This is a genomic window from Shewanella sp. 10N.286.48.B5 (genome assembly GCF_002874355.2).
Classification (GTDB): domain Bacteria; phylum Pseudomonadota; class Gammaproteobacteria; order Enterobacterales; family Shewanellaceae; genus Shewanella.
The window spans coordinates 302,794-322,244 of record NZ_MCVG02000001.1 but is presented as its reverse complement, the minus strand read 5'-3'; the positions used below and the strand labels follow the sequence as shown (position 1 = coordinate 322,244).

General features: G+C 40.1%; 19 protein-coding genes, 1 other RNA gene and 1 pseudogene. 11 read left to right on the top strand and 10 right to left on the bottom strand.

Features of this window, described 5'->3' with window-relative positions:
- The first annotated feature begins 146 nt into the window (after nucleotides 1-146).
- Both BCU57_RS01395 and BCU57_RS01390 read left to right on the top strand, forming a co-directional pair.
- Nucleotides 147-449 carry an NrfJ gene (locus tag BCU57_RS01395; RefSeq protein WP_102440595.1) on the top strand — a complete coding sequence of 101 codons (303 nt, stop codon included), beginning with the start codon at nucleotides 147-149 and terminating at the stop codon, nucleotides 447-449.
- A 73-nt stretch (nucleotides 450-522) separates the two neighbouring features.
- Nucleotides 523-1,047: a GNAT family N-acetyltransferase gene (locus BCU57_RS01390; RefSeq protein WP_102440596.1), complete on the top strand. Its 525-nt coding sequence runs from the start codon at nucleotides 523-525 to the stop codon at nucleotides 1,045-1,047.
- Nucleotides 1,048-1,122: 75 nt separating this feature from the next.
- On the opposite strand, the gene BCU57_RS01385 is transcribed toward BCU57_RS01390, so the two are convergent.
- Nucleotides 1,123-1,335: a DUF3820 family protein gene (locus BCU57_RS01385; RefSeq protein ID WP_102440597.1), complete on the bottom strand. Its 213-nt coding sequence runs from the start codon at nucleotides 1,333-1,335 to the stop codon at nucleotides 1,123-1,125.
- Between the two features lie 442 nt (nucleotides 1,336-1,777).
- Here BCU57_RS01385 and BCU57_RS01380 point away from each other — a divergent pair.
- The 4 genes and pseudogenes from BCU57_RS01380 to BCU57_RS01365 all read left to right on the top strand — a co-directional run bounded on the left by BCU57_RS01380 (nucleotide 1,778) and on the right by BCU57_RS01365 (nucleotide 4,417).
- Nucleotides 1,778-2,523: pseudogene (locus BCU57_RS01380) on the top strand (AAA family ATPase).
- Nucleotides 2,483-2,881, top strand: coding sequence for a CopG family transcriptional regulator (locus BCU57_RS01375; protein ID WP_102440598.1), 399 nt, complete (start codon nucleotides 2,483-2,485; stop codon nucleotides 2,879-2,881). The pseudogene BCU57_RS01380 and the gene BCU57_RS01375 overlap by 41 nt, the downstream one beginning before the upstream one ends.
- 153 nt (nucleotides 2,882-3,034) lie before the next feature.
- The gene (locus BCU57_RS01370) at nucleotides 3,035-3,859 is read left to right on the top strand and encodes a M90 family metallopeptidase (RefSeq protein ID WP_102440599.1); all 825 of its coding nucleotides are present in this window, start codon (nucleotides 3,035-3,037) and stop codon (nucleotides 3,857-3,859) included.
- A 69-nt stretch (nucleotides 3,860-3,928) separates the two neighbouring features.
- The gene (locus BCU57_RS01365; RefSeq protein WP_102440600.1) at nucleotides 3,929-4,417 is read left to right on the top strand and encodes a nuclear transport factor 2 family protein; all 489 of its coding nucleotides are present in this window, start codon (nucleotides 3,929-3,931) and stop codon (nucleotides 4,415-4,417) included.
- Nucleotides 4,418-5,112: 695 nt separating this feature from the next.
- Here BCU57_RS01365 and aceB read toward each other — a convergent pair.
- From aceB to BCU57_RS01345, 4 genes are all read right to left on the bottom strand, one after another.
- Nucleotides 5,113-6,768 (bottom strand): malate synthase A, encoded by a 1,656-nt coding sequence (gene aceB / locus BCU57_RS01360; protein ID WP_198589344.1) that lies wholly within the window; start codon nucleotides 6,766-6,768, stop codon nucleotides 5,113-5,115.
- Nucleotides 6,769-7,537: 769 nt separating this feature from the next.
- A complete protein-coding gene (locus tag BCU57_RS01355; protein WP_102440601.1) occupies nucleotides 7,538-9,286 on the bottom strand; it encodes a GGDEF domain-containing protein in 1,749 nt (582 codons plus the stop codon).
- Between the two features lie 10 nt (nucleotides 9,287-9,296).
- On the bottom strand, nucleotides 9,297-9,506 hold the full coding sequence (locus BCU57_RS01350; RefSeq protein ID WP_102440602.1) for a hypothetical protein: 210 nt from the start codon (nucleotides 9,504-9,506) through the stop codon (nucleotides 9,297-9,299).
- Between the two features lie 90 nt (nucleotides 9,507-9,596).
- On the bottom strand, nucleotides 9,597-10,418 hold the full coding sequence (locus BCU57_RS01345) for an SAM-dependent methyltransferase (RefSeq protein ID WP_102440610.1): 822 nt from the start codon (nucleotides 10,416-10,418) through the stop codon (nucleotides 9,597-9,599).
- 321 nt (nucleotides 10,419-10,739) lie between these two features.
- On the opposite strand from BCU57_RS01345, the gene BCU57_RS01340 reads away from it, so the two are divergent.
- Nucleotides 10,740-11,255, top strand: a complete 516-nt coding sequence (locus tag BCU57_RS01340; RefSeq protein WP_102440603.1) for an outer membrane protein assembly factor BamE — start codon at nucleotides 10,740-10,742, stop codon at nucleotides 11,253-11,255.
- Between the two features lie 104 nt (nucleotides 11,256-11,359).
- On the opposite strand, the gene BCU57_RS01335 is transcribed toward BCU57_RS01340, so the two are convergent.
- Entirely contained in the window at nucleotides 11,360-11,695 is a 336-nt protein-coding gene (locus tag BCU57_RS01335; protein WP_102440492.1) for an RnfH family protein, read from the bottom strand.
- Entirely contained in the window at nucleotides 11,685-12,122 is a 438-nt protein-coding gene (locus tag BCU57_RS01330) for a type II toxin-antitoxin system RatA family toxin (protein WP_102440491.1), read from the bottom strand. Before BCU57_RS01330 ends, BCU57_RS01335 begins: the two co-directional genes overlap by 11 nt.
- Before the next feature lie 204 nt (nucleotides 12,123-12,326).
- Between BCU57_RS01330 and smpB the strand changes: the two genes are divergently transcribed.
- Nucleotides 12,327-12,824, top strand: a complete 498-nt coding sequence (gene smpB, locus BCU57_RS01325; RefSeq protein WP_076542647.1) for an SsrA-binding protein SmpB — start codon at nucleotides 12,327-12,329, stop codon at nucleotides 12,822-12,824.
- Nucleotides 12,825-12,897: 73 nt separating this feature from the next.
- Nucleotides 12,898-13,252: a transfer-messenger RNA gene (gene ssrA, locus BCU57_RS01320) on the top strand.
- Between the two features lie 176 nt (nucleotides 13,253-13,428).
- On the opposite strand, the gene BCU57_RS01315 is transcribed toward ssrA, so the two are convergent.
- Complete coding sequence (locus BCU57_RS01315) at nucleotides 13,429-13,770, bottom strand: zinc ribbon domain-containing protein YjdM (RefSeq protein ID WP_076542642.1); 342 nt, start codon at nucleotides 13,768-13,770, stop codon at nucleotides 13,429-13,431.
- Nucleotides 13,771-14,166: 396 nt separating this feature from the next.
- On the opposite strand from BCU57_RS01315, the gene BCU57_RS01310 reads away from it, so the two are divergent.
- Nucleotides 14,167-16,905, top strand: a complete 2,739-nt coding sequence (locus BCU57_RS01310; RefSeq protein ID WP_133126442.1) for an EAL domain-containing protein — start codon at nucleotides 14,167-14,169, stop codon at nucleotides 16,903-16,905.
- A 305-nt stretch (nucleotides 16,906-17,210) separates the two neighbouring features.
- Here the strand turns inward: BCU57_RS01310 and BCU57_RS01305 are convergent, their stop codons facing one another.
- A complete protein-coding gene (locus BCU57_RS01305; RefSeq protein ID WP_102438134.1) occupies nucleotides 17,211-17,474 on the bottom strand; it encodes a TIGR02922 family protein in 264 nt (87 codons plus the stop codon).
- A 326-nt stretch (nucleotides 17,475-17,800) separates the two neighbouring features.
- Between BCU57_RS01305 and BCU57_RS01300 the strand changes: the two genes are divergently transcribed.
- On the top strand, nucleotides 17,801-18,523 hold the full coding sequence (locus BCU57_RS01300; protein ID WP_102438132.1) for a YebC/PmpR family DNA-binding transcriptional regulator: 723 nt from the start codon (nucleotides 17,801-17,803) through the stop codon (nucleotides 18,521-18,523).
- Between the two features lie 110 nt (nucleotides 18,524-18,633).
- On the opposite strand, the gene hpf is transcribed toward BCU57_RS01300, so the two are convergent.
- Complete coding sequence (gene hpf, locus BCU57_RS01295) at nucleotides 18,634-18,990, bottom strand: ribosome hibernation-promoting factor, HPF/YfiA family (RefSeq protein ID WP_102438130.1); 357 nt, start codon at nucleotides 18,988-18,990, stop codon at nucleotides 18,634-18,636.
- Nucleotides 18,991-19,451: the final 461 nt, after the last annotated feature.

The following is a 19,451-nucleotide window of genomic DNA, read 5'->3' as shown; positions in this document are numbered from 1 at the left end:
TTGGCCTTGTGTAGTAATTTAGTATTCACAAATCTGCCGCGGATCACAGACCCTGTGTGCGCTTCATGATTTAATAAACTATCTTTATGTAGATTCATGACCTGAATCATTGCAAAATTTAGCCTAATCAAATAGGGAACGTATTCATGAAAGCAAAACTGATCAAATTAGCTGCAGCAGCAACATTAGCATTAGGCGTATCATCAGCATGGGCTGCTGGTATTATGCACCAAGGTGAAGTAGTAGAAACGATGAACAGCGGTGGTTATACCTATGTTCAAGTTAAAGCAGAAGATAAAACTTTTTGGGCTGCTGGCCCACAAGTTGCGATCACTAAAGGTGACACTGTGATCATGAATGAGCAAATGTGGATGCAAGATTTCACCAGCAGCACATTAAACAAAACCTTTGATAAATTATTATTTGTTGGCAAAATCGAGAAAAAATAACTCGCTTTAGCAATAAATACCCCATAATCGGCTAATTCTCATTAGCCGATTTTTTATCTGATATCAAGCAGCCATGACTCAAACAGCGCAATATTCAATTATCACCTTCAGGCCTGCTTTTGCTCAGCAAGTCAGTGAGCTAGTTCATCAAAGTGTTCGACAAATCTCACACCGACGATACTCTCAAGCCCAGTTAGCCGCATGGTCAACTAAACCGCGCTCAGCAAAACATTGGCAATTACGGCTGACGCGATCGCAATCTTGGTTAATGCTGGCAACAAACAAAGCCGATACTTTAGCAAGTCAGCAGCCAAAGGTTATTGGGGTTATCAATGTCGAAACCCATTTTAAAAGCCGCGGTTATATTGATAGTTTGTATATCGCCCCCGCCTATCAGCAACAAGGGCTAGCATGTCAGCTTTATGAAACCTTAGAAAAGTGGGCTCTCAGCCAAGGCTACGCAGAATTGAATGTTGATGCGTCATACTTATCAAAAGCATTTTTCATCAAGCAAGGGTTTACACTGATCCAGCCAAGCTACCAAATCAGTCAACAGCAGGTGATTAATAGTTTCTATTTAAGCAAGCCGCTCACTTAAATCTTAATCCTCAGCAGCACAAGGCAAGATATCAACTGATAAAGACAAGTCTTACAAACACGTTAACCAGTGGATTTACTTTGTTAATAACGGCTGCAGCATCTGCTCTAAACCATTAAGTTTTACTTCATACATCAATGCCAATTGCTCGCCTAACTTCCCCTCAGGAAAACCTTTACTATGAAACCACACCAGGTATGGCTCGGGTAATTCCAGTAACTTTCGTCCAGCATATTTACCAAATGGCATGGTTTGGTTAATGGCTTCTAATAATAATTTCTCATTCATAGTGTCAAAGTCTTTTTGTTCAGGAGATTTAGTTAACAATAGCAATATAACATTTTGGAATAGCGATAAATACAAAAGCAAAGTTTAGTTATAGATAAGAGTCATTTACATTTAGCGGTTGGCAACACTAGCCACTTTTCTGGTCATTGATTTATTAAATAATCAACTTAAGCAATTCAATTTATTGATAAATTCTAGTGAATAGCTCATAAGGTTAACACAGTCAAAAAATCGCCATTAGCCGCTATTTTGTCAAAAAACAAACGCCTGTCAAAGCCACTAAAACCGTCAATTTATAGCACATTGACGACCAAGTCATAGCAACATAAAGTTAATAACAAGTGCAACATAAAGCGTCAACGAAAAATCAACCTTTTATAACCAAGCGAATCAATAATGATTGACAATCCAATGGCGTTATACCACATCAGGAGATGTTTTGATGATTATCTTAGTCGGTGGTGAAAAAGGCGGTAGTGGTAAAAGCTGCTTAGCCCAAAATATCGCAGTATTTCTCGCTAAAGAAGCCACAGCCAGTATTATCATGGTCGATTGCGACCCGCAAAGAACCACATCAGATTGGATCCAAGCGCGCAATAACAACCCTGAATTACCAGCAATAAATTGCGTCCAATTGTACGGAAAAATCCGTAACGACTTACTCAGTCTTGAGAAACATTATGATTATGTACTCGTTGACTGCGGCGGCCAAGACAATTTAGCCCTGCGCGCTACATTATCAGTGGCCTCTCACGCCTTAATGCCCCTAAGACCCAAGCGTAGAGACCTAAAAACGGTCAGTCACATGGATGATATTGTCGCTACCTGCAAAATGATTAATCCCACCATGAAAGCCTCTTTTGTGGTAACTCAGTGTCCAAGTTTGCCTAACCAAGCAGGTCGAATACTCGAAGCTAAAGAGGTATGTAAAACTTACGATATTAACGTGCTTGATGCGATTACTTACAGCCGAAATATTTATGACGACAGTGAAGAGTCTGGCTTGTCAGTCATTGAAATAGACCCCAATGGAAAAGCCGCGGTTGAAATCCGTAATATTGCTTGTGAATTGCTAGAAGTAAGCGATGCCAAACAGCTAATCAGGCAGCGAAATAATAACGATAATGTAACGCAATTAGGGGAAGTTATGGGCCTGGCCGATCTGAAGAAAACCGTTACGCCATGTAGTACGCCTTTTTTGCCGCAAATGTCAGTTGATGACTTTATTGAGGCAGCAAATCTTTACGCTATGGGCAAACCACAGCAGTCGAGCGCCTGTAAAAATGCAGATTCAAACCAACAGGCGATGCAGCAACTATGGGAATTAACCACCCAAGCTGAAGCGAATGAACCCATAAATGAAAAACCTAAACCATTTAGACGGGCAACATTTACCTTAAGTGAAGCGGCAATTGAGCAATTAAACTGCTTAAGTCAAAGCAGCCAATCGGCAAAGTCAAAGTTAATTAGAATAATGATTAAACAGCATTTTTCATTATCACTTGAAGAACAACAGCAAATAGAGCAACGACTGCAAATACGTTAAATCAACTATAAAAATAAACTCCCTCCCCTTCTTTCTGGCAGCAACCTTGGTTGTTTGCCAGTTTTTTTTGTCTCAATAAAAATCAGCCACTTGAATTTGCCGCAAATTCACCCAATAACATAATGACAAGCTAATATAATCTGGGAGAGCTGAATGTTTGCAGTGTTTTTACTTGTCACCGTTGCGGTAACTGCCATCGCGTTGATTATGACTAAGTCTCAACGCACTGAAAAGCGCAGGCAACAGCTTATGACAAGGCCTTTCCCTAAAGCATGGCGGCAAATCCTTAAGCGTCGCTTACCCTATTTTCATGCATTGCCCACAGATCTGCAGCTACAACTAAAAAAGTTAATCCAGTTTTTTATTGATGAAAAACAATTTGTCGGCTGTGATGGCTTCAACATTACCGACGAAGTAAGAGTGACCATTGCCGCGCAAGCCTGCTTGTTATTACTCAATCGAAAAACCAATTTTTACCCCAAGTTAAAACAAATTTTAGTGTATCCCTATGCGTTTATTGTTGAGAAAAATAACACCGACTTTGCCGGCGTATCCTCTAATGAACGTAATGTGTTACTGGGAGAGTCCTGGGGTAATGGCAAGATCATCTTGTCGTGGAAAAGTACTTTGGACGGCGCTGCAGCGCCATTTGATGGTCAAAATGTGGTTATTCATGAGTTTGCTCATCAGCTAGATCAGGAAAACGGCAATGCCAATGGCGCACCGCCATTAAAAGAGTTCACCGATTATGCCACTTGGTCAGCAACACTCGGTCGTGAGTTTAAAGCGCTGCAATATTGTGCCCAGCATCAATTACCCTCGCTGTTTAACTACTATGGTGCGACCAATCCTGCTGAGTTTTTTGCCGTCATTAGTGAAACCTTTTTCGAGAAACCGTTAGCGTTTTACCAACAGCATCAATTGCTTTATAAAGAACTGAGTCAGTTTTATCAGCTAGACCCAATCAATTGGCATTAAGATCAGCATTGAGTCATTGATTTTCGCGGCTATCATTACCAGCCAACATTTAACAGACAAGGAATTTTCATGCACAAAGCCATCTTAAGATTATTATTAACCACTAGTTTATGTTTAATGTCTTCTTTACCCCTAGCAGCTCAAGAGGCACTCTCTGACGAGTCAAAGCAACAAGCTAATAGCATTCTCGACCAACTACACCAAAATGCCAGCCAGGCGAACTGGGACAGTTACTTTTCGCTATATCACCAGCAAGCGGTGTTTTTAGGCACTGATGCCACAGAGCGCTGGGATATGCAGCAATTTGCCGGTTATGCCAGACCTACAGATGGTTGGCATTATGAAGTCAGCTCACGCCAGCTACTGCAGTTTGATAACACCATTGTTTTTGATGAATTACTTGAAAGCGCCAGTTATGGTCTATGTCGCGGTACAGGTGCGTTGCAATTAACTGATGATGGCTGGAAAATTATTCAATATCATTTAAGTATTGCAGTGCCTAACGACAATGCCAAAGCCGTGGCGCAGTTGATAGGCGCAAAGAAACAAGCTAAATAACCTCTATCGATAAGTTAATTTTGATTAAAAACCTAAGCCAGCAACTTAGCTACGCTGGCTTTGCTTACTTGAGCGCTTAAGCCAAACAATCGATTAGTTTCTCAAGATATGAGTTTAACGAGCTATCAGTCAAAAAAGTCCATAAGCAAAAGAATACAGCAACAAAACTCCCCCCTATTAGTGTCTATGTTATTTACTCTAGCATTAGGTGCCTTCGATAATGACTCACTAATCCTTTAGCCGCTTTGGATTGATATTAATCAATAACATAACTAGAAGGTTTAACTGAATCAGCTGTGATTTCGCTATAAATTTTAAGCAAAAAAAAACGGCTCATAAGAGCCGCAACACAAGCAAATGGTTGAAAACTTACTGGGTAGGAAGTAAAAATCCTCGCATTAAGAACGACAACTAGCTTGCGCTAAAATTCCAAATACTGGATAAAACCCGATGTAGCCTGTAGGTGAACTACATCGGGGGACATCAGCTGCATGGCAGCTAAACTGTTACAGAAGTGGTATTAAAACAGCTCTTCTTCGGTAAAGCCGGTCAATGCCGTCACTGAAGATTAACCGCCTTGAATACAGCTTGTCACTTGGTCAAAGTAACCTGTGCCCACTTCTTGTTGATGCGACACGAATCTATAACCTTTCTCAGCCGCTATAAATTAAACTTTTGTAATACGTCTACTGAATTTAAGCTGTTAATAACTCATAACCCGGTAGTGTTAAGAAATCGACCAACTCATCAGAGGTGGTAATTTCCTCAAACAGACTGGCCGCTTTAGTAAACTGACCACTGGTAAACCTTTGCTGCCCTAGCTCTTGCTCGACATTAATTAGCTCTTCAGCCAGCATGGTTTTGAATAAGTCTTTAGTGACTAACTTGCCATTAGAAAGTGACTTTTCATGTTGGATCCACTGCCAGATCGAGGTGCGTGAGATTTCTGCTGTAGCGGCATCTTCCATCAATCCGTAGATAGGAACGCAACCATTACCTTGGATCCACGCTTCGATATATTGCACTGCGATACGAATGTTTAAACGCATGCCCGCTTCGGTACGTTCACCATCACAAGGTGTCAGCAGCTCTTCGGCTAATATCGGTGCATCGACATCACGGGTAATGTGCAACTGGTTAGTTCCGGCGCCAATATAATCATTGAAAATCGCCATGGCGGTATCGGCTAAACCAGGGTGTGCCACCCAAGTACCGTCATGTCCATTACGCGCTTCAAGCTCTTTATCACCTTTTACTTTTTGCAAAATAATTTCATTTTCTTCGGCTGTTTTAGCCGGAATTAATGCTGCCATGCCGCCCATAGCTAATGCGCCACGCTTGTGACAGGTTTTAATCAGTAGACGTGAATAAGCACTTAAAAAAGGCGTATCCATAGTGACTGCTTGGCGATCTGGTAAAACACGGTCAGCATGTTTGTTCAAGGTTTTGATATAGCTGAAAATGTAATCCCAGCGGCCACAATTTAATGCCACAATATTTGAACGTAGTTCATATAAAATCTCGTCCATTTCGAATACTGCCGGCAGCGTTTCAATTAGGCAGGTACATTTTATTGTGCCTGGCTTTAAACAAAAACGTTCTTCAACGAATGCGAACACTTTTGCCCACCAGCGCGCTTCAACATGACTTTCAAGCTTAGGAAGATAAAAGTAAGGGCCGCTGCCATTAGCTAATAATTGATGGTAGTTGTGATAAAAATACATCGCGAAGTCGAACAGACCACCTGGAATAGACTCGCCCTTGAACTCAACGTGCTTTTCTTTAAGGTGTAATCCACGTACTCGACAGATAAGTACTGCAGGATCTTCATCTAAACTGTAATGTTTGCCTGTTGCCTCAGCAGTAAAGCTAATATCGCCTCGCACTGCATCACGTAAGTTAATTTGACCTTGAACGACTTTTTCCCAGCTTGGTGCTAGTGAGTCTTCAAAATCTGCCATGAATACTTTTACGTTGGCATTCAGCGCATTAATAATCATTTTGCGATCTACGGGGCCAGTAATTTCAACTCTACGGTCAGTAAGATCTTCAGGTATCCCTCTAATCGCCCACTCACCATCTCGAATAGCGCGGGTTTCAGGTAAAAAGCCAGGTAATTGACCATCATCAATGCGTTGCTGCTTTAATTTTCGCTGTGATAGCAACTCAGGAACTTCAGCAGCAAAAGCACCACATAAACTAGCCAATAATGACAGTGAGCCATCATTGAAGATAACCTCTTGGCCAGGGACTTCTGGGCCAATCAAAGCAAGCTCTGAGCTTGTTGGTAAATCAGTTTCAGCACTTGGCTGTGATTTAGCATATTTAGCCATTAGTTGTTCTGCTGTCATATTTAGCCCCTTGAGCAATAATTCGTTTTTAAAAGTTAAATGGTGGTCAGTAAGCGTATTTATCTGTACACCTCTATCAGTGTTTATAAACAGACAACTTACTTCCACATATCTAAAAACAAACCCTGCTACTTTTTAACCATCAAATGTTTGTTTCGTACTAAAACCTAACCAGAAACGTTTGCATTTGCAACAACCAAATAACATCCTCAACAAGCCAAACAGCAACCTAATAATTGGTAACACCAACAGCAAAAACACAACAAGACACTGATTTAAAACAGATAAAAATTAAAACAACATTTAATTGGTTTTAGTTGGTAACTTGTCCAACCAATTTACCAACATCACAAAAAGGTAATTACACAAGTACTTTAATTACATGTCGCAAATAATTATGTACAGCCTTAAGGCAGTTTTCTACTAAAGTAGAAATAGCATTTTGTTTTGAACATACCCTGAGGTAAAGCCATTAAAATAATTAAAATCATTGAGTTATAATATGCTTAATCACAACCAAATTTAAACAACTGTTTTAATTTGACGTTTACGTAAACAAAATAGGCTGTATAGAATATATACTCTAGACTGGTGGAGTTGTAACCGGATCAACATCACAAAAGTTATTGGTTTAGTCGAAAAAAAATGCATCTTTTTTTATAAAAAGTTAAAAACAGTCACAATTTAAAGCATTTTTGCACTAAGGAAGGTCAAAGCTTGCAAATACAGAAGCCATATTGGTGCAGATAAAAACGCCCAAAGCAGGTAGCTATGATAAATAAACCACTTTATTTCGACCTTCAGATTTTGCTTTATATAAGGCTGTATCTGCACGGTTAATGATGGGATCAAGGCTTAGATCATCTGCCGTTATTTGGCTAACCCCAAAACTTGCGGTAATTGTAAATTGATGACCAGAAAAACGAGTATCAATCGACTCAATATCAAATCGTATTTTTTTCGCTAACTCAACTGCTAATTCAATTGTGGTAAAAGGCATAAAAATAGCAAACTCTTCACCACCCATTCGACTGACGATATCTGTACTACGGGTATTCGCCGTTATCACCTCAGCAACCTTTTTCAGTGCCCAATCCCCAGTGCCGTGGCCAAAGGTGTCGTTAATCTGTTTAAAAAAGTCTAAATCAATCACTATAACGCTATATTGTCCGCCACGGGCAAGCACTTGGACAAATTCATCTTCGGCTTTTTCTTCGCCAGTACCACGATTTAACAAGCCGGTGAGTAAATCAATTTGAGCTTGTTTACGAAATTGATTTCTTTGCATCCATGCGGTGGCAAGCAACAAACTCAAAAATGCTACCGTGCCCGTCAAGACGGTAGAAAACATAAACGAAGCGCTTTTTTCGTTATTCATAATGCTGCGCTCTTTCGCTAGCATTTCTTGATCTTGTGCCAGTTTATTTAACTGGCGAGTCTTTTCTGCATTATCGAATTTTGCAACTTGGTATGCCGTTTCTTTGACCTTTTTATCATTAATTAACAGCATCCCTATGGCATGGGCTTGCACATGATATTGATAAGCAACTTTAAATTGACCACGTTTACTGGCCACCATTGAAAGCACATTATAAGCACGCTGCTTAGCCTTATAATTATTAGGCTCGTTAGTCAGTTTATCGACCAATTCGGCATACTCAACCGCCTGTTGAAATTGTTGTAACTGAAAATAAACTTCACTTAAATAAGCGTAAATATTATTAATTTCTAACTCAAAATTAAACGGTTGATAAGCTGCTAACGCTTTAAGAAATAACACTTCTGCGGTTTGATAATGATGGTGTTCAAACTCAACTATAGCCTTGCCTTTAATGGCCATAGCTGCAATTAACGGGAAATTATTTTGCTGACAATAATCTTGGGTATCTGCAAATAATTGTAATTGTTCTAGATAAGGGATTTGGTTCAATGATAATTGCGCGGCAGATGTCAGTACCATGGCATAGCAATGGGATTTGCTATCTTGGCCTTTATTTAACATAAAAACAATCTTCGAAAGCCTAAGTACCTCGTCATATTTATCTAAATCTAGATAGGTATTCATTAGCCTGACATAGGAACTGATTTTAATCGAGTTATCTTGAAAGCTGTCAATGCGTGCTAGGCTTTTCTCCAGTAGGCTAAAAGCATCTTCATAGCGCTTTAAAGGAATACTAGCAGAAATTTTATAAGCATAAATATTCGTTAATTGCTCATCGTTCGGGTTGAGTAATAGAGTCTTATCTAAAGTCTGTAAGGCACTTTCATATTTTCCGGCAAGAATAAGCCGTACCGACTCAAAAATATAAAGCCTTATTTTTTGCGCTCGACTTAGACTATCAAACAAACCAAACAGTTCATTAATGCTGGCGCTAGAGGTATCAATATCTTTAAGTATTGATACATCTAGCAGATCTAATTTTTGGTCAATATCGTCAGCGCTGACGTCATCGGCACTCACTGCTGCGCAGAAAATGAATAACGTGGAGCAAAGTAACCGATTAAGCGCTTTTAGCATGAGGCTAAGATTACGATAAGTGATGGACGAGTAAAATTGATTTCAGTTCAACATCACCCACCAAGGATTTAACTTGCGCCATATCCCCTGACATCACAGCGTCAATGTCTTTATCTGATAAACCATTGGCCTGCATAACGCCGCGAGGATCTTTCTTATAAGTCTCTAACAACTTGGCATCTGAGCTTAATTGAGTAAAAAACTCGGTTAAATTTGACATGTTATTTCCTTATTTGTCTTCAAGGTTGTTATCACTATTGATTAGTACAGCTATCAAGCGCGGTTATTGTCCACAATAACCCGTATTCTGTTAACCAATATCATTGGCATTAATCCCTAATTTTTTCATCATCAGCTGATTTAACTTCAGCGGCATTGAAGGTGGGATTAATAAAGTACTGATCATACTTAACGTCGCAAACGGCAAATCCTTTAAAGGAATTTGGTCAATTCTTGGAGATTGAATTGGCAAGTTTGCCGCTTCATATATAATAACTTGGTGATCAAGTGGGTACCATTGGCTTAAGTGATCAACCAAAATCTCCAGGCGGTGTTGATCAGTACTAAACTCGGTCAAAGTATGCTCACCAGCCAAAGCGATTTGCCATAATAGCAAGTAAGTCGCAGGATCTGGATGATGCTGGTAAAGCATAAATTGTGTTGCTTCAAAGCTTTGATGACCATTAGAGCCGGGGTCAATGCCTAAATCTGCCCACAAACATGCTTCAGCGGAAATACCCGGCAGCATATTCGCCTCATAGCCTTCGTTAACCGCTTGCTTAATGGCTAAATGAGATACACAAGAAAATACCCCTGGGTGACCATATAAGGCTACCACCACCAGCTTATCCTGACGAACTTGCTGCAAAATCGCCTCAACCATCTCAGCATAGCTGTCGCGGCGATTCTTCACTTCACCCTCTTGAGCATAATGGCACTGTAATGAGATATGATTGCCATTTAAGCTTTCAAGCCAACGGTTAGCAAAACCATCGGGCACAATAGAAAATACAATATCTGCATTCTCAATATAACTTTGACTTAATTTACTGATATGGCCGGCAAGTTGCAGTCCCGTCCCTACAAAAACTAAACGTCCAGTCTCACCCGGTTCAACTCTTGTTAATGACATTGTGCTCAATTTTTTCAAAAAAAGGTTAAGAGTTTTCTGCACTAAATGCCCTAGCATTACCATGGCGGCACACGGCATTTAAAAATAACTCCAGTTACTATCAAACTTATATAAATAGCTGCGCTATTACCACCTCTTTTAAACATTTGCACAACATATTTAGCGCCAATAAAATCATCATTGGTCAAATTTGGGGAACTAACTGAGTCACTAATGAGTCATAACCGTCATTGAAGTAGTAATGAAGTATCAATAGCCACTTGTCAGCATAGGGAAGCCTTGGGTATGATGGCGTCAGATTTTTAGGAAATAGCGCAGACAATGATAAATAAAAAACAAAGTCTTACCCTTTTAGGCGCCGTTGCGCTTTCTGTATCACTAAGTGCATGTAGCGTTTTTGACTACTTAATTTACAAGCCAGATATACCGCAAGGTAACTACATGGAGTTACAGCAAGTTGAAAAACTGCGTATCGACATGACTAAAGAGCAGGCTGAATACATCTTAGGTCGCCCAGTGTTGCGTGATAGTTTCGCAGACAATATTTGGTATTACGTTTATCACTTTAAAAGTGGCCGTAACGCTAAAGTGACTCATAAAGAACTTATTTTATACTTTGATGGCGACTTACTCACCAAAGTTGAAGGCGACTATGAACTCAGTGATGACTTTAATACGCCTTTAAACGAAGGGGCATTGCCAACAGTGTCAGCCCCAGTTGTTGCACCATTACTACCTGAGCAAGAACCTAAAGCGATGAGGGGCGATATTCACCCACTTGTTGAAGAAGAGCGCTTAGAAACTGAAAATGATGTACCGCAGCAAGATGAGCAGTAATGAAAAACAGATTTAAGCAATAAAAATAAAAACGGAGAGAATGTTTCATTCTCTCCGTTTTTATTTATGTAATAGCAGTAATACATGACCGCTTTTAGTTCAAATCAGTTAACTTTTGCACCCGTTATCTTATTGCTGCGGCCTTCTTCTTTGGCTTTTTCAGCACGCTTGCGACGCACATCTTTAGGATCTGCAATTAATGGCCGATATATTTCTATTCGTTGACCGGACACCAATACTTCATCATGCTTGACCTGACGGCTAAACACCCCTAGCTTCACCTTGGCTAAATCAATTTCTGGAAAAAAGCTGACAATATTGCTTTGCTTTACCGCCTCAATAAATGTGGTGCCAGGCAGCACATTCACGCTAATAATTTTTTGCTGAGTCGGTAGCGCATAAATCACATCCACCGCAAATGTTTCAACATCATTTGTCATTGTAAATCACCTTGGCTCTTTCAGTGAATGCCGTCACCATTGAATTCATCAGATCTTTAAACACTTTGCCAAAGGCCAAATCAGCTAATGGATTTGAAAAATCGAAATTTAAATCAAATTCAACTTTACAGGCATCGTCCGTTAACTCGGTAAAGCGCCATAAACCGTCTAAATGTTTAAAAGGGCCATTCTCAAGCCTTAACTCAATCGTTTTACCTGGCACCACTTGGTTACGAGTGGTGAAGGTTTTACGGATCCCAGCTTTAGAGACATCAACCGACGCCACCATAGTTTGTCCATCAAACTCCAGCACTTTCCCACCCACACAGCCGGGTAAAAATGCATGATATGACTCCACATCATTAACCAGATCATACATCTGCATTGCACTAAATCGAACCAGTACACTTTTTGAAATTTTTGGCATGAAAAACAACACTCATATTAACAATGAGTCGATTTTAACATGCTCCCAAGAAAACGCATCCATTACAGCTTGATGAATGTACTCGCATCTTTAAGCCGTTTGGGTATAATCCACAGATTAGTTTTCTCTCTCCCCCATCTCTGCCACACGTCAACGAGTAAGCAGAGTTTTTAAATGGGATAACAGCGGGTATCACACGCGATTATGGTAAAAAAGAATTCAAAAAAATCAAAGAATCCGCCCGCTACGATTACACGTAATAAGCGCGCCACCTTTGAATTTAAAATCGAAGAAAAAGTCGAAGCCGGTTTAGAGCTTCAAGGCTGGGAAGTAAAATCTTTGCGTATGGGTAAAGTGACCCTCGCAGATTGCTACGTTTTTATTAAAAACGGTGAAGCCTTTATGCATGGCTGTACCATTCAGCCACTTAACACTGCAACCACCCATGTAGTTTGCGACCCAGTGCGTACTAAAAAGCTGTTATTAAAGCGCAGTGAAATTGATAAACTTGAAGGCTTAATTGAGCGTCAAGGCTACACCTTAGTGCCATTGTCACTTTACTGGCGCAAAAGCGCTTGGGTAAAGGTGGAAATAGGACTCGGTAAAGGTAAAAAAGATCACGATAAACGCCAAGACACTAAAGAACGTGAGTGGAAAGTTGAACAATCTCGAGTAATGAAGAAGTCGAGACTGGACGGATAATGAACAAACGATTGTAACTGTGGTCAAATACATTAGGTATTTTAGTATTTACCCGATACAATCAACAAACTTTGGGGGCGATTCTGGATTCGACAGGATTCACGAAACCCTGGGAGCATGTCGAGGGGCGGTTGGCCTCGTAAAAAGCCGCACTGTTATAGTTGCTAACGACTCTAACTACTCTCTAGCAGCTTAGGCTAGCTAGCCATCTTACCCACGTCTCTCAAATGGGCAGGGATTCAAGATGGTCATATTACATTTGATAGCGAGGGAACTCCGTCCGAGGGTGAACCGCGAAATAGTATCGGACTCGCCAATTGCAATCCTGTCTTTCGGAGTGTACTTGGTTAACCAAAAGAGAGACTAAACATGTAGCGCCTTGGATGTAGGCTTTCTGGACGCGGGTTCAAATCCCGCCGCCTCCACCAAATTCTAAAAGGGCTTAACCGCAAGGTTAAGCCCTTTTTCTTTGGCTAGTTCAAACAACTTTTATCAATCCCAATCAATAACTTTCTCGATTCCAATGAGGCGGTGGCAACTGAACTGCCGGCCATAAAAAAACCTGCACTTGGCAGGTTTTTATCAAACTCAATTAAAAAGCGATTTAGTTTTGCTTTCTAACAAACTTTGATTTGAGCATCATTTGGCCGTGACCATCAACTTTACAGTCAATATCATGGTCAGCATCAACAAAACGTTTGATAACCGCTTTAGTACCAACTTTAAGCACTAATGAAGAACCTTTTACTTTAAGGTCTTTAATCAGCGTCACTTTGTCTTCTTCTGCAAGTAGGTTACCTACTGCATCTTTTAGGATGATTGCATCTGGATCAACGATTTCTTCGTTTGGGTTCCATTCATGAGCACATTCTGGACAAACTAGTTGTGAGCCATCTTCGTATACGTAGGCTGATTCACATTTTGGACATGGTGGGATATTGCTCATGGTGAGTTCTCTTTAAATGAATGATTGTCTGCCTTTAAGTGGCTTAAATAGCACTTTTATTGCAGAAACAGATAGCGGTTATTATACGCAAAATAAGCTATATCTGCTAGACAGCTTATTTGCTGAGCTTCACAAATTAGCACCTTGATGTGAGACTTAACTGGCCAAGGTGTTATTTTTCATACAAGTGTGTTAAACATGTTACATCAGTTATTTTAAGCCCAAACTCTGGCCTCATAAGGGCTTGCGATCATTGGTGATTTTTCCGAACACTGTTTAAGGCATTTTTTATACTGCTATTTGTTGACCTCTGTGAAATTGCAGCTCATATTGCTTACCAAAGGCTAAGTAATATAGTCATCTGTAGTTACTTTTTTAAGATACAAGGTCGTGTCTGTGAGTATAGTTGCTCATTATTTACATAAATGGAAAATGAGGCTGGGCATTTTGGTTGCACTAGTCTGTTTGTGGCCGATTCAAACTTGGCTAATTAATGCAATGACTACAGATGCGTTAAGCCCTTATCGCATCACGCTAACCTTGCCGCTCTCTGACGCCCTCAATCAAGATTATGGTCTTAGCCCTGATGCTAAAGTGAATAAGGTTTTTGTCAGTGGCAGTTTTTCTGACTGGTATAGTGACGACCCTTATTATCAAATGCAGCAAGTCTCTGCTAACCAGTGGCAATATGATCTTTCCATTCATCCCGGTGACATTGAATATAAACTGGTGCTGCATCTCGATGGACAGCCGACACCGATTTGGATTTTAGACCCGAATACCCCTAACACAGCCAGTAACCCTTGGGGTGATACCAACTCTGTGTTACACGTGTTTGACTGGCCCAAGATTGCCACCACAGTGCAGCTATTTACTCTATCGATTGTGGGGGCATTTTTACTATTTTGTGTATTAGAGCCTTTTTTATATTGGTTACTGCATTTAAAAATGCCCTTTCACCGTAAACTGATGATCAGCAACATGTTGATCCTTATTTGTGTACAAGTGGTGTTTTTTGGCTATCAACTGCATCAAAGCCGCCAATTGATAAAGCTTTCGGTTAGTGACACCTTGCATAACATGCACTTACTGCTAGCCAGTGAACAAATTGATTTTGACAACATAGCAAGCCAGCAACAACAAATCTCAGCGACCATTGAGCGTTTTTTTTCTCAAGCGACTACCCGCATCGATAAAAAACAAAACAGCTTATTTCAAATTACCTTGTCTGATTTTGCGGTGCTGGATAAAAACGGCCAATTAGTCAGTTTGCATCACCGCCGTCAGAATGAAACCATCCAACAAGATAGAGCCTCAAAACTTGGCTTTGCTAGCTCTGAAGATTACTTTATGAAGGGCTTATGGGCGCAATTAATTCCCAAGGCACAACAACAAGCGCTTACTGGGCAATTACAGGTAAAAAAACGCCCACGTAATATGCGTAAAATAGAAACCGCCCGTACCCAACAAGCTGAATGGGTACTAGGTTTTAGCCAGTTGATGCAGCCTATTGTCTACCGAGGTCAATTAAAAGGCTTTTATGGTGCGTCGATTCAAGTAAAGCTTTATGGCACTGAACTATTAAATATACTGTTTTTTCAGTTGTTGCTTTTGCTGGGGCTGATTGCTGTCGCTAGCTGGTTGTTTATGCGCGTCGGTAAAATTGTCACCAAAGACATTCTAATACTGACCAGTTGGACCCAAAGAATCGTTAAGGGTAATTTAAACCAAAAACTTTACATAAATAGCCAAGATGAAATTCAACAACTGGCCGAAGACTTCGAATTAATGCGTCAGTCCTTGGTCACCAGTTTTAATAAAATTGAGCAGCAAAATACTAATCTGTATACCGAGGCTTATTTTAATAATCTTACAGGCTTGCCTAACCGCAAAAAGCTTTACGCAGATTTAGCAGGCAAAACTGCGCACTCTTTAATTGCCTTTAACATTAATCAGTTTGGCCAAATAAATGATTTTTACGGAGTAAAAACTGGCGATGCGACTATCAAAGTTATTGCCAAGCGGATCGTCGCTGCCGCTAGTCAGCACACGGTTTACAAAACCGGCGCTAACGAGTTTGTCGTCACCCTTAGCAATCAAGTTGAAGATCTGCACTTACAACAACTAGCAGAAGCCATTATTGATGATGTCACTCAACATGCCATCACCATAGATGGCAACGAGGTATATGTTAACCTCAGCGCCGGTGGAGCCCACTGTATTGATAGTAATTACTCACAACTGCATCAACATGCTGATTTAGCCAGAAGAATTGCCCTTAAACAGTTTCAGCGTTATCAGCTGTTTTCTTTATCAATGGTCAACCCACAAGCTTTTGAACACAACATGCAGCAAAGCCGTATGTTGGCGCTGGCAATACAAAATGATGCCGTAGTGCCCTTTGTACAATTAATCCAGCCACTGGATGGCAATAGCGCCCCGAAATTTGAATGTTTAATGCGAATAAAACAAGCTGATGGCGATTATTTAACGCCTGCAATGTTTATGAAAACCGCCGTGCAATCGCGTATTTACCCACTATTGATGCAGAGTATGCTAACAAAATCTTTTGCATTATTTCATCTACAGCCCTACGAGTTTTCAGTCAATATCTCTATCGATGATATTGCCCTACCTGAACAAGTGAATCAGCTGCTTAATTTACTGAAGCAATACTCTGGGGTGGCGCAAAGATTAACCTTTGAATTACTTGAAAGTGATGAGATCACCAACTACCAATTAGTAAAAGACTTCATTGCAAAAGTAAAACCTTTTGGCTGTAAAATAGCCATTGATGACTTTGGAGCTGGTTATTCTAACTTTAGTCATTTACTCAGCTTAGATGTGGATATCATTAAGATTGATGGCTCGCTTATCCGTCACCTAGATCATGATAAAAAAGCCCAACATTTAGTTGAAACCGTATCTGAGTTTGCTCGCAAAATGCATATTCAAACCGTGGCTGAATTTGTGGATTCTGACAAGGTGCTAAATATGGTCAAGCACTACCAAATTGATTACGCCCAAGGCTATTTACTGGGTAAACCCCAGCCAACAATTGAGGCAGCATTAGGCTTACCGCGCCCAGTAAAAAAACAGCTGACAAATAGCGTTATTGAGCCAGTATTTAGTTAACCCTCAGCACTATCTGCAAGCACTAATCACTAATCACTAAGGAGTTAGGAGTTAGAAGTAAGTGCTAATCACTAACAAAAAATACCGCTACTCAGTTGCGGTATGTTGTCACTCACCAAGCCGGCTCAATCAGCGATGAGCTGTGTTTTTATGAGTCTGGTTGCAATTAAACTCGCTCAGACAACATGGCATCAGATTAGTGTGAAACACAAAACCGTGGCCATTAAATAAAACTAGGGCGACTAAATATAGTCGCCCTAGTTTTATTTAATGATGTTAGTTGCTGTTTGATTATAAAAAATTAGTTAGTTACCAATCATTTTTTGTTGAGAATAAACTCGCTCGCCCAAGGTGTTAAGCACTGTGCACTCACCATCAAGCACGGCAATAATCGACTTACCCTCTCGAAACTCATCGGGCAATATTACCCTTCCAGCGGCACTGACATGCAACCCTTTCAGTACAGTGTTATTCATAGATAGACCTGCCGGAGCATCATAAAATAATACCGTTACTGTCGCTTTATTATCTTTATCAACTGTGGCTAACGGCTGCGTTACTTCTGTCATAAGTTCACTCTCATCCTTATAAAGCGGCTAACATGACTATTACTTCCCTTATGATAAGTCTAGCCATGAATTATTGATTTATCGAGAAACTGAACAACATATTACTTACAAAGGTATTGTTAATTTGACCTAGCTCACTGCTTAATGATGATTTTGTTCAAAAATTAGGGGGAATTTTAATATCTACAGCGGTCATTTTTGTGTTGCTGGCAAGAAAATGAGCAAAAACCAATAAAATTAACATTGAAACAGATACAGCCCCTAAACAGTTGCGATAATTTTTGCTAGAATCATCGACAATTTTTCGATATAAGACTGAGATTAAGATGGGAAGAGCATACCAAAACCGCAAAGAATCTATGGCTAAAACCGCTGGCCAAAAAACGCGTTTATACTCGCGCTACGGTAAAGAGATATATGTTTCAGCTAAAAATGGTGGTGTTGATCCTGACGGTAACTTAGCATTACGCAGCTTAATTGCACGAGCGAAAAAAGACCAAGTACCGACTCATGTTATCGAACGTGCTATTGAAAAAGCCAAAGGCGGTGGCGGTGAAGATTATGATACCGCGCGTTATGAAGGTTTTGGCCCTGGTGGATGTTCAGTCATCGTAGATTGCTTAACTGACAATGTGAAACGTACTTTCACTGAAGTGCGTCAAGCTTTCGTTAAAAATGATGCTAAGTTAGGTGGACCTGGTACTGTTGCTCACAGTTTTGACCACCAAGCCGTATTTGTATTTCCTGGTGATGACGATGAAGCCGTTTTAGAATTGCTGATGATGGCTGATGTGGACGTGACTGATGTTGAGTTAGAAGATGGCATGATCAGCGTTTTCTCACCAATCACTGAATACAATAAAGTCCGTGTGGCATTAACTGAAGATAATGCAGACATCGAATTTGAAGTTGAACATATCACATTTGTACCTCAGGCCATGACCGAAGTGACCGGTGAAGATGTTGAAACCTTCGATAAATTTATTGCTGCTTTAGAAGACTGTGATGACGTACAAAACGTTTATCACAATGCTGAGATTAACGACTAACAGCAACAGCTCTTACGCCAGCCCTAAAGCGGATGAGCCCAATAAAAACGCAGTCAATAGACTGCGTTTTTTTATGGCTTACCTTTGTAGCTAAAATAAGGGCAAGTCGCTTATTTTAATTCCATTTCTTGAACTTTTTCATAAGCTATTTCAGGTGCTGTAACCTCGGGCTTCTGATGTAAATCTGCTTTTAATTGTCCTTTTCGATGCTTGAGTGCGGCATCAAGTTTTTTACCTGCTTGGGTAAGTGCTGGGTACATAACGGGATCTGACGCTTTGGCAGCGATTCGGCTACCTTCATAGTTCGTGGTAATTTCTACTTCAAACTCGCCGTGTTCTTTTGAAATAATGATATCGATTGATATCAACGTAGGGAAATGGCTGGCAATTTTAGTGAACTTTTCGTTTACGTGATCTTTTACTGTATCAGTAACATCAACATGGTGACCCGAAAGATTTATTTTCATAGATAACTATCCTTTAATAATATAGCGTCGCTATATACTTCACTTTCTTTAAGCAGATTTTTATTCTTACATAGGTATATTTAAGGGCTTGTGTCCTAGATCACAAGGGGAGTTGGATAAATTTTTGTTAACGTTACAAAAATAGCTCACAACGACCCAATACCAATGTTAATTATTTTTTATGCAGCAATTGATTTGTCTTACAACTTCAGTATAGACATAAAATTAAAACAAAATCTGCAACTTTTGTCGTGTTTGCACTTTATTTGTGCATTTAGCTGTTTTTTAAGAAAATTAACCTTCAAAATAGTTTAAAAATCAGCCAAAAAAGCTAAATTAAGGCACAGTTCAAGCGTCCATGGCCTCAAGTTAATCTATGACTAAAAGTGATCATTCACGCTTTACACTCACTTTTAAGCACTGGAGTGGATTTCATAAAAAACCCAGCATAAGCTGGGTTT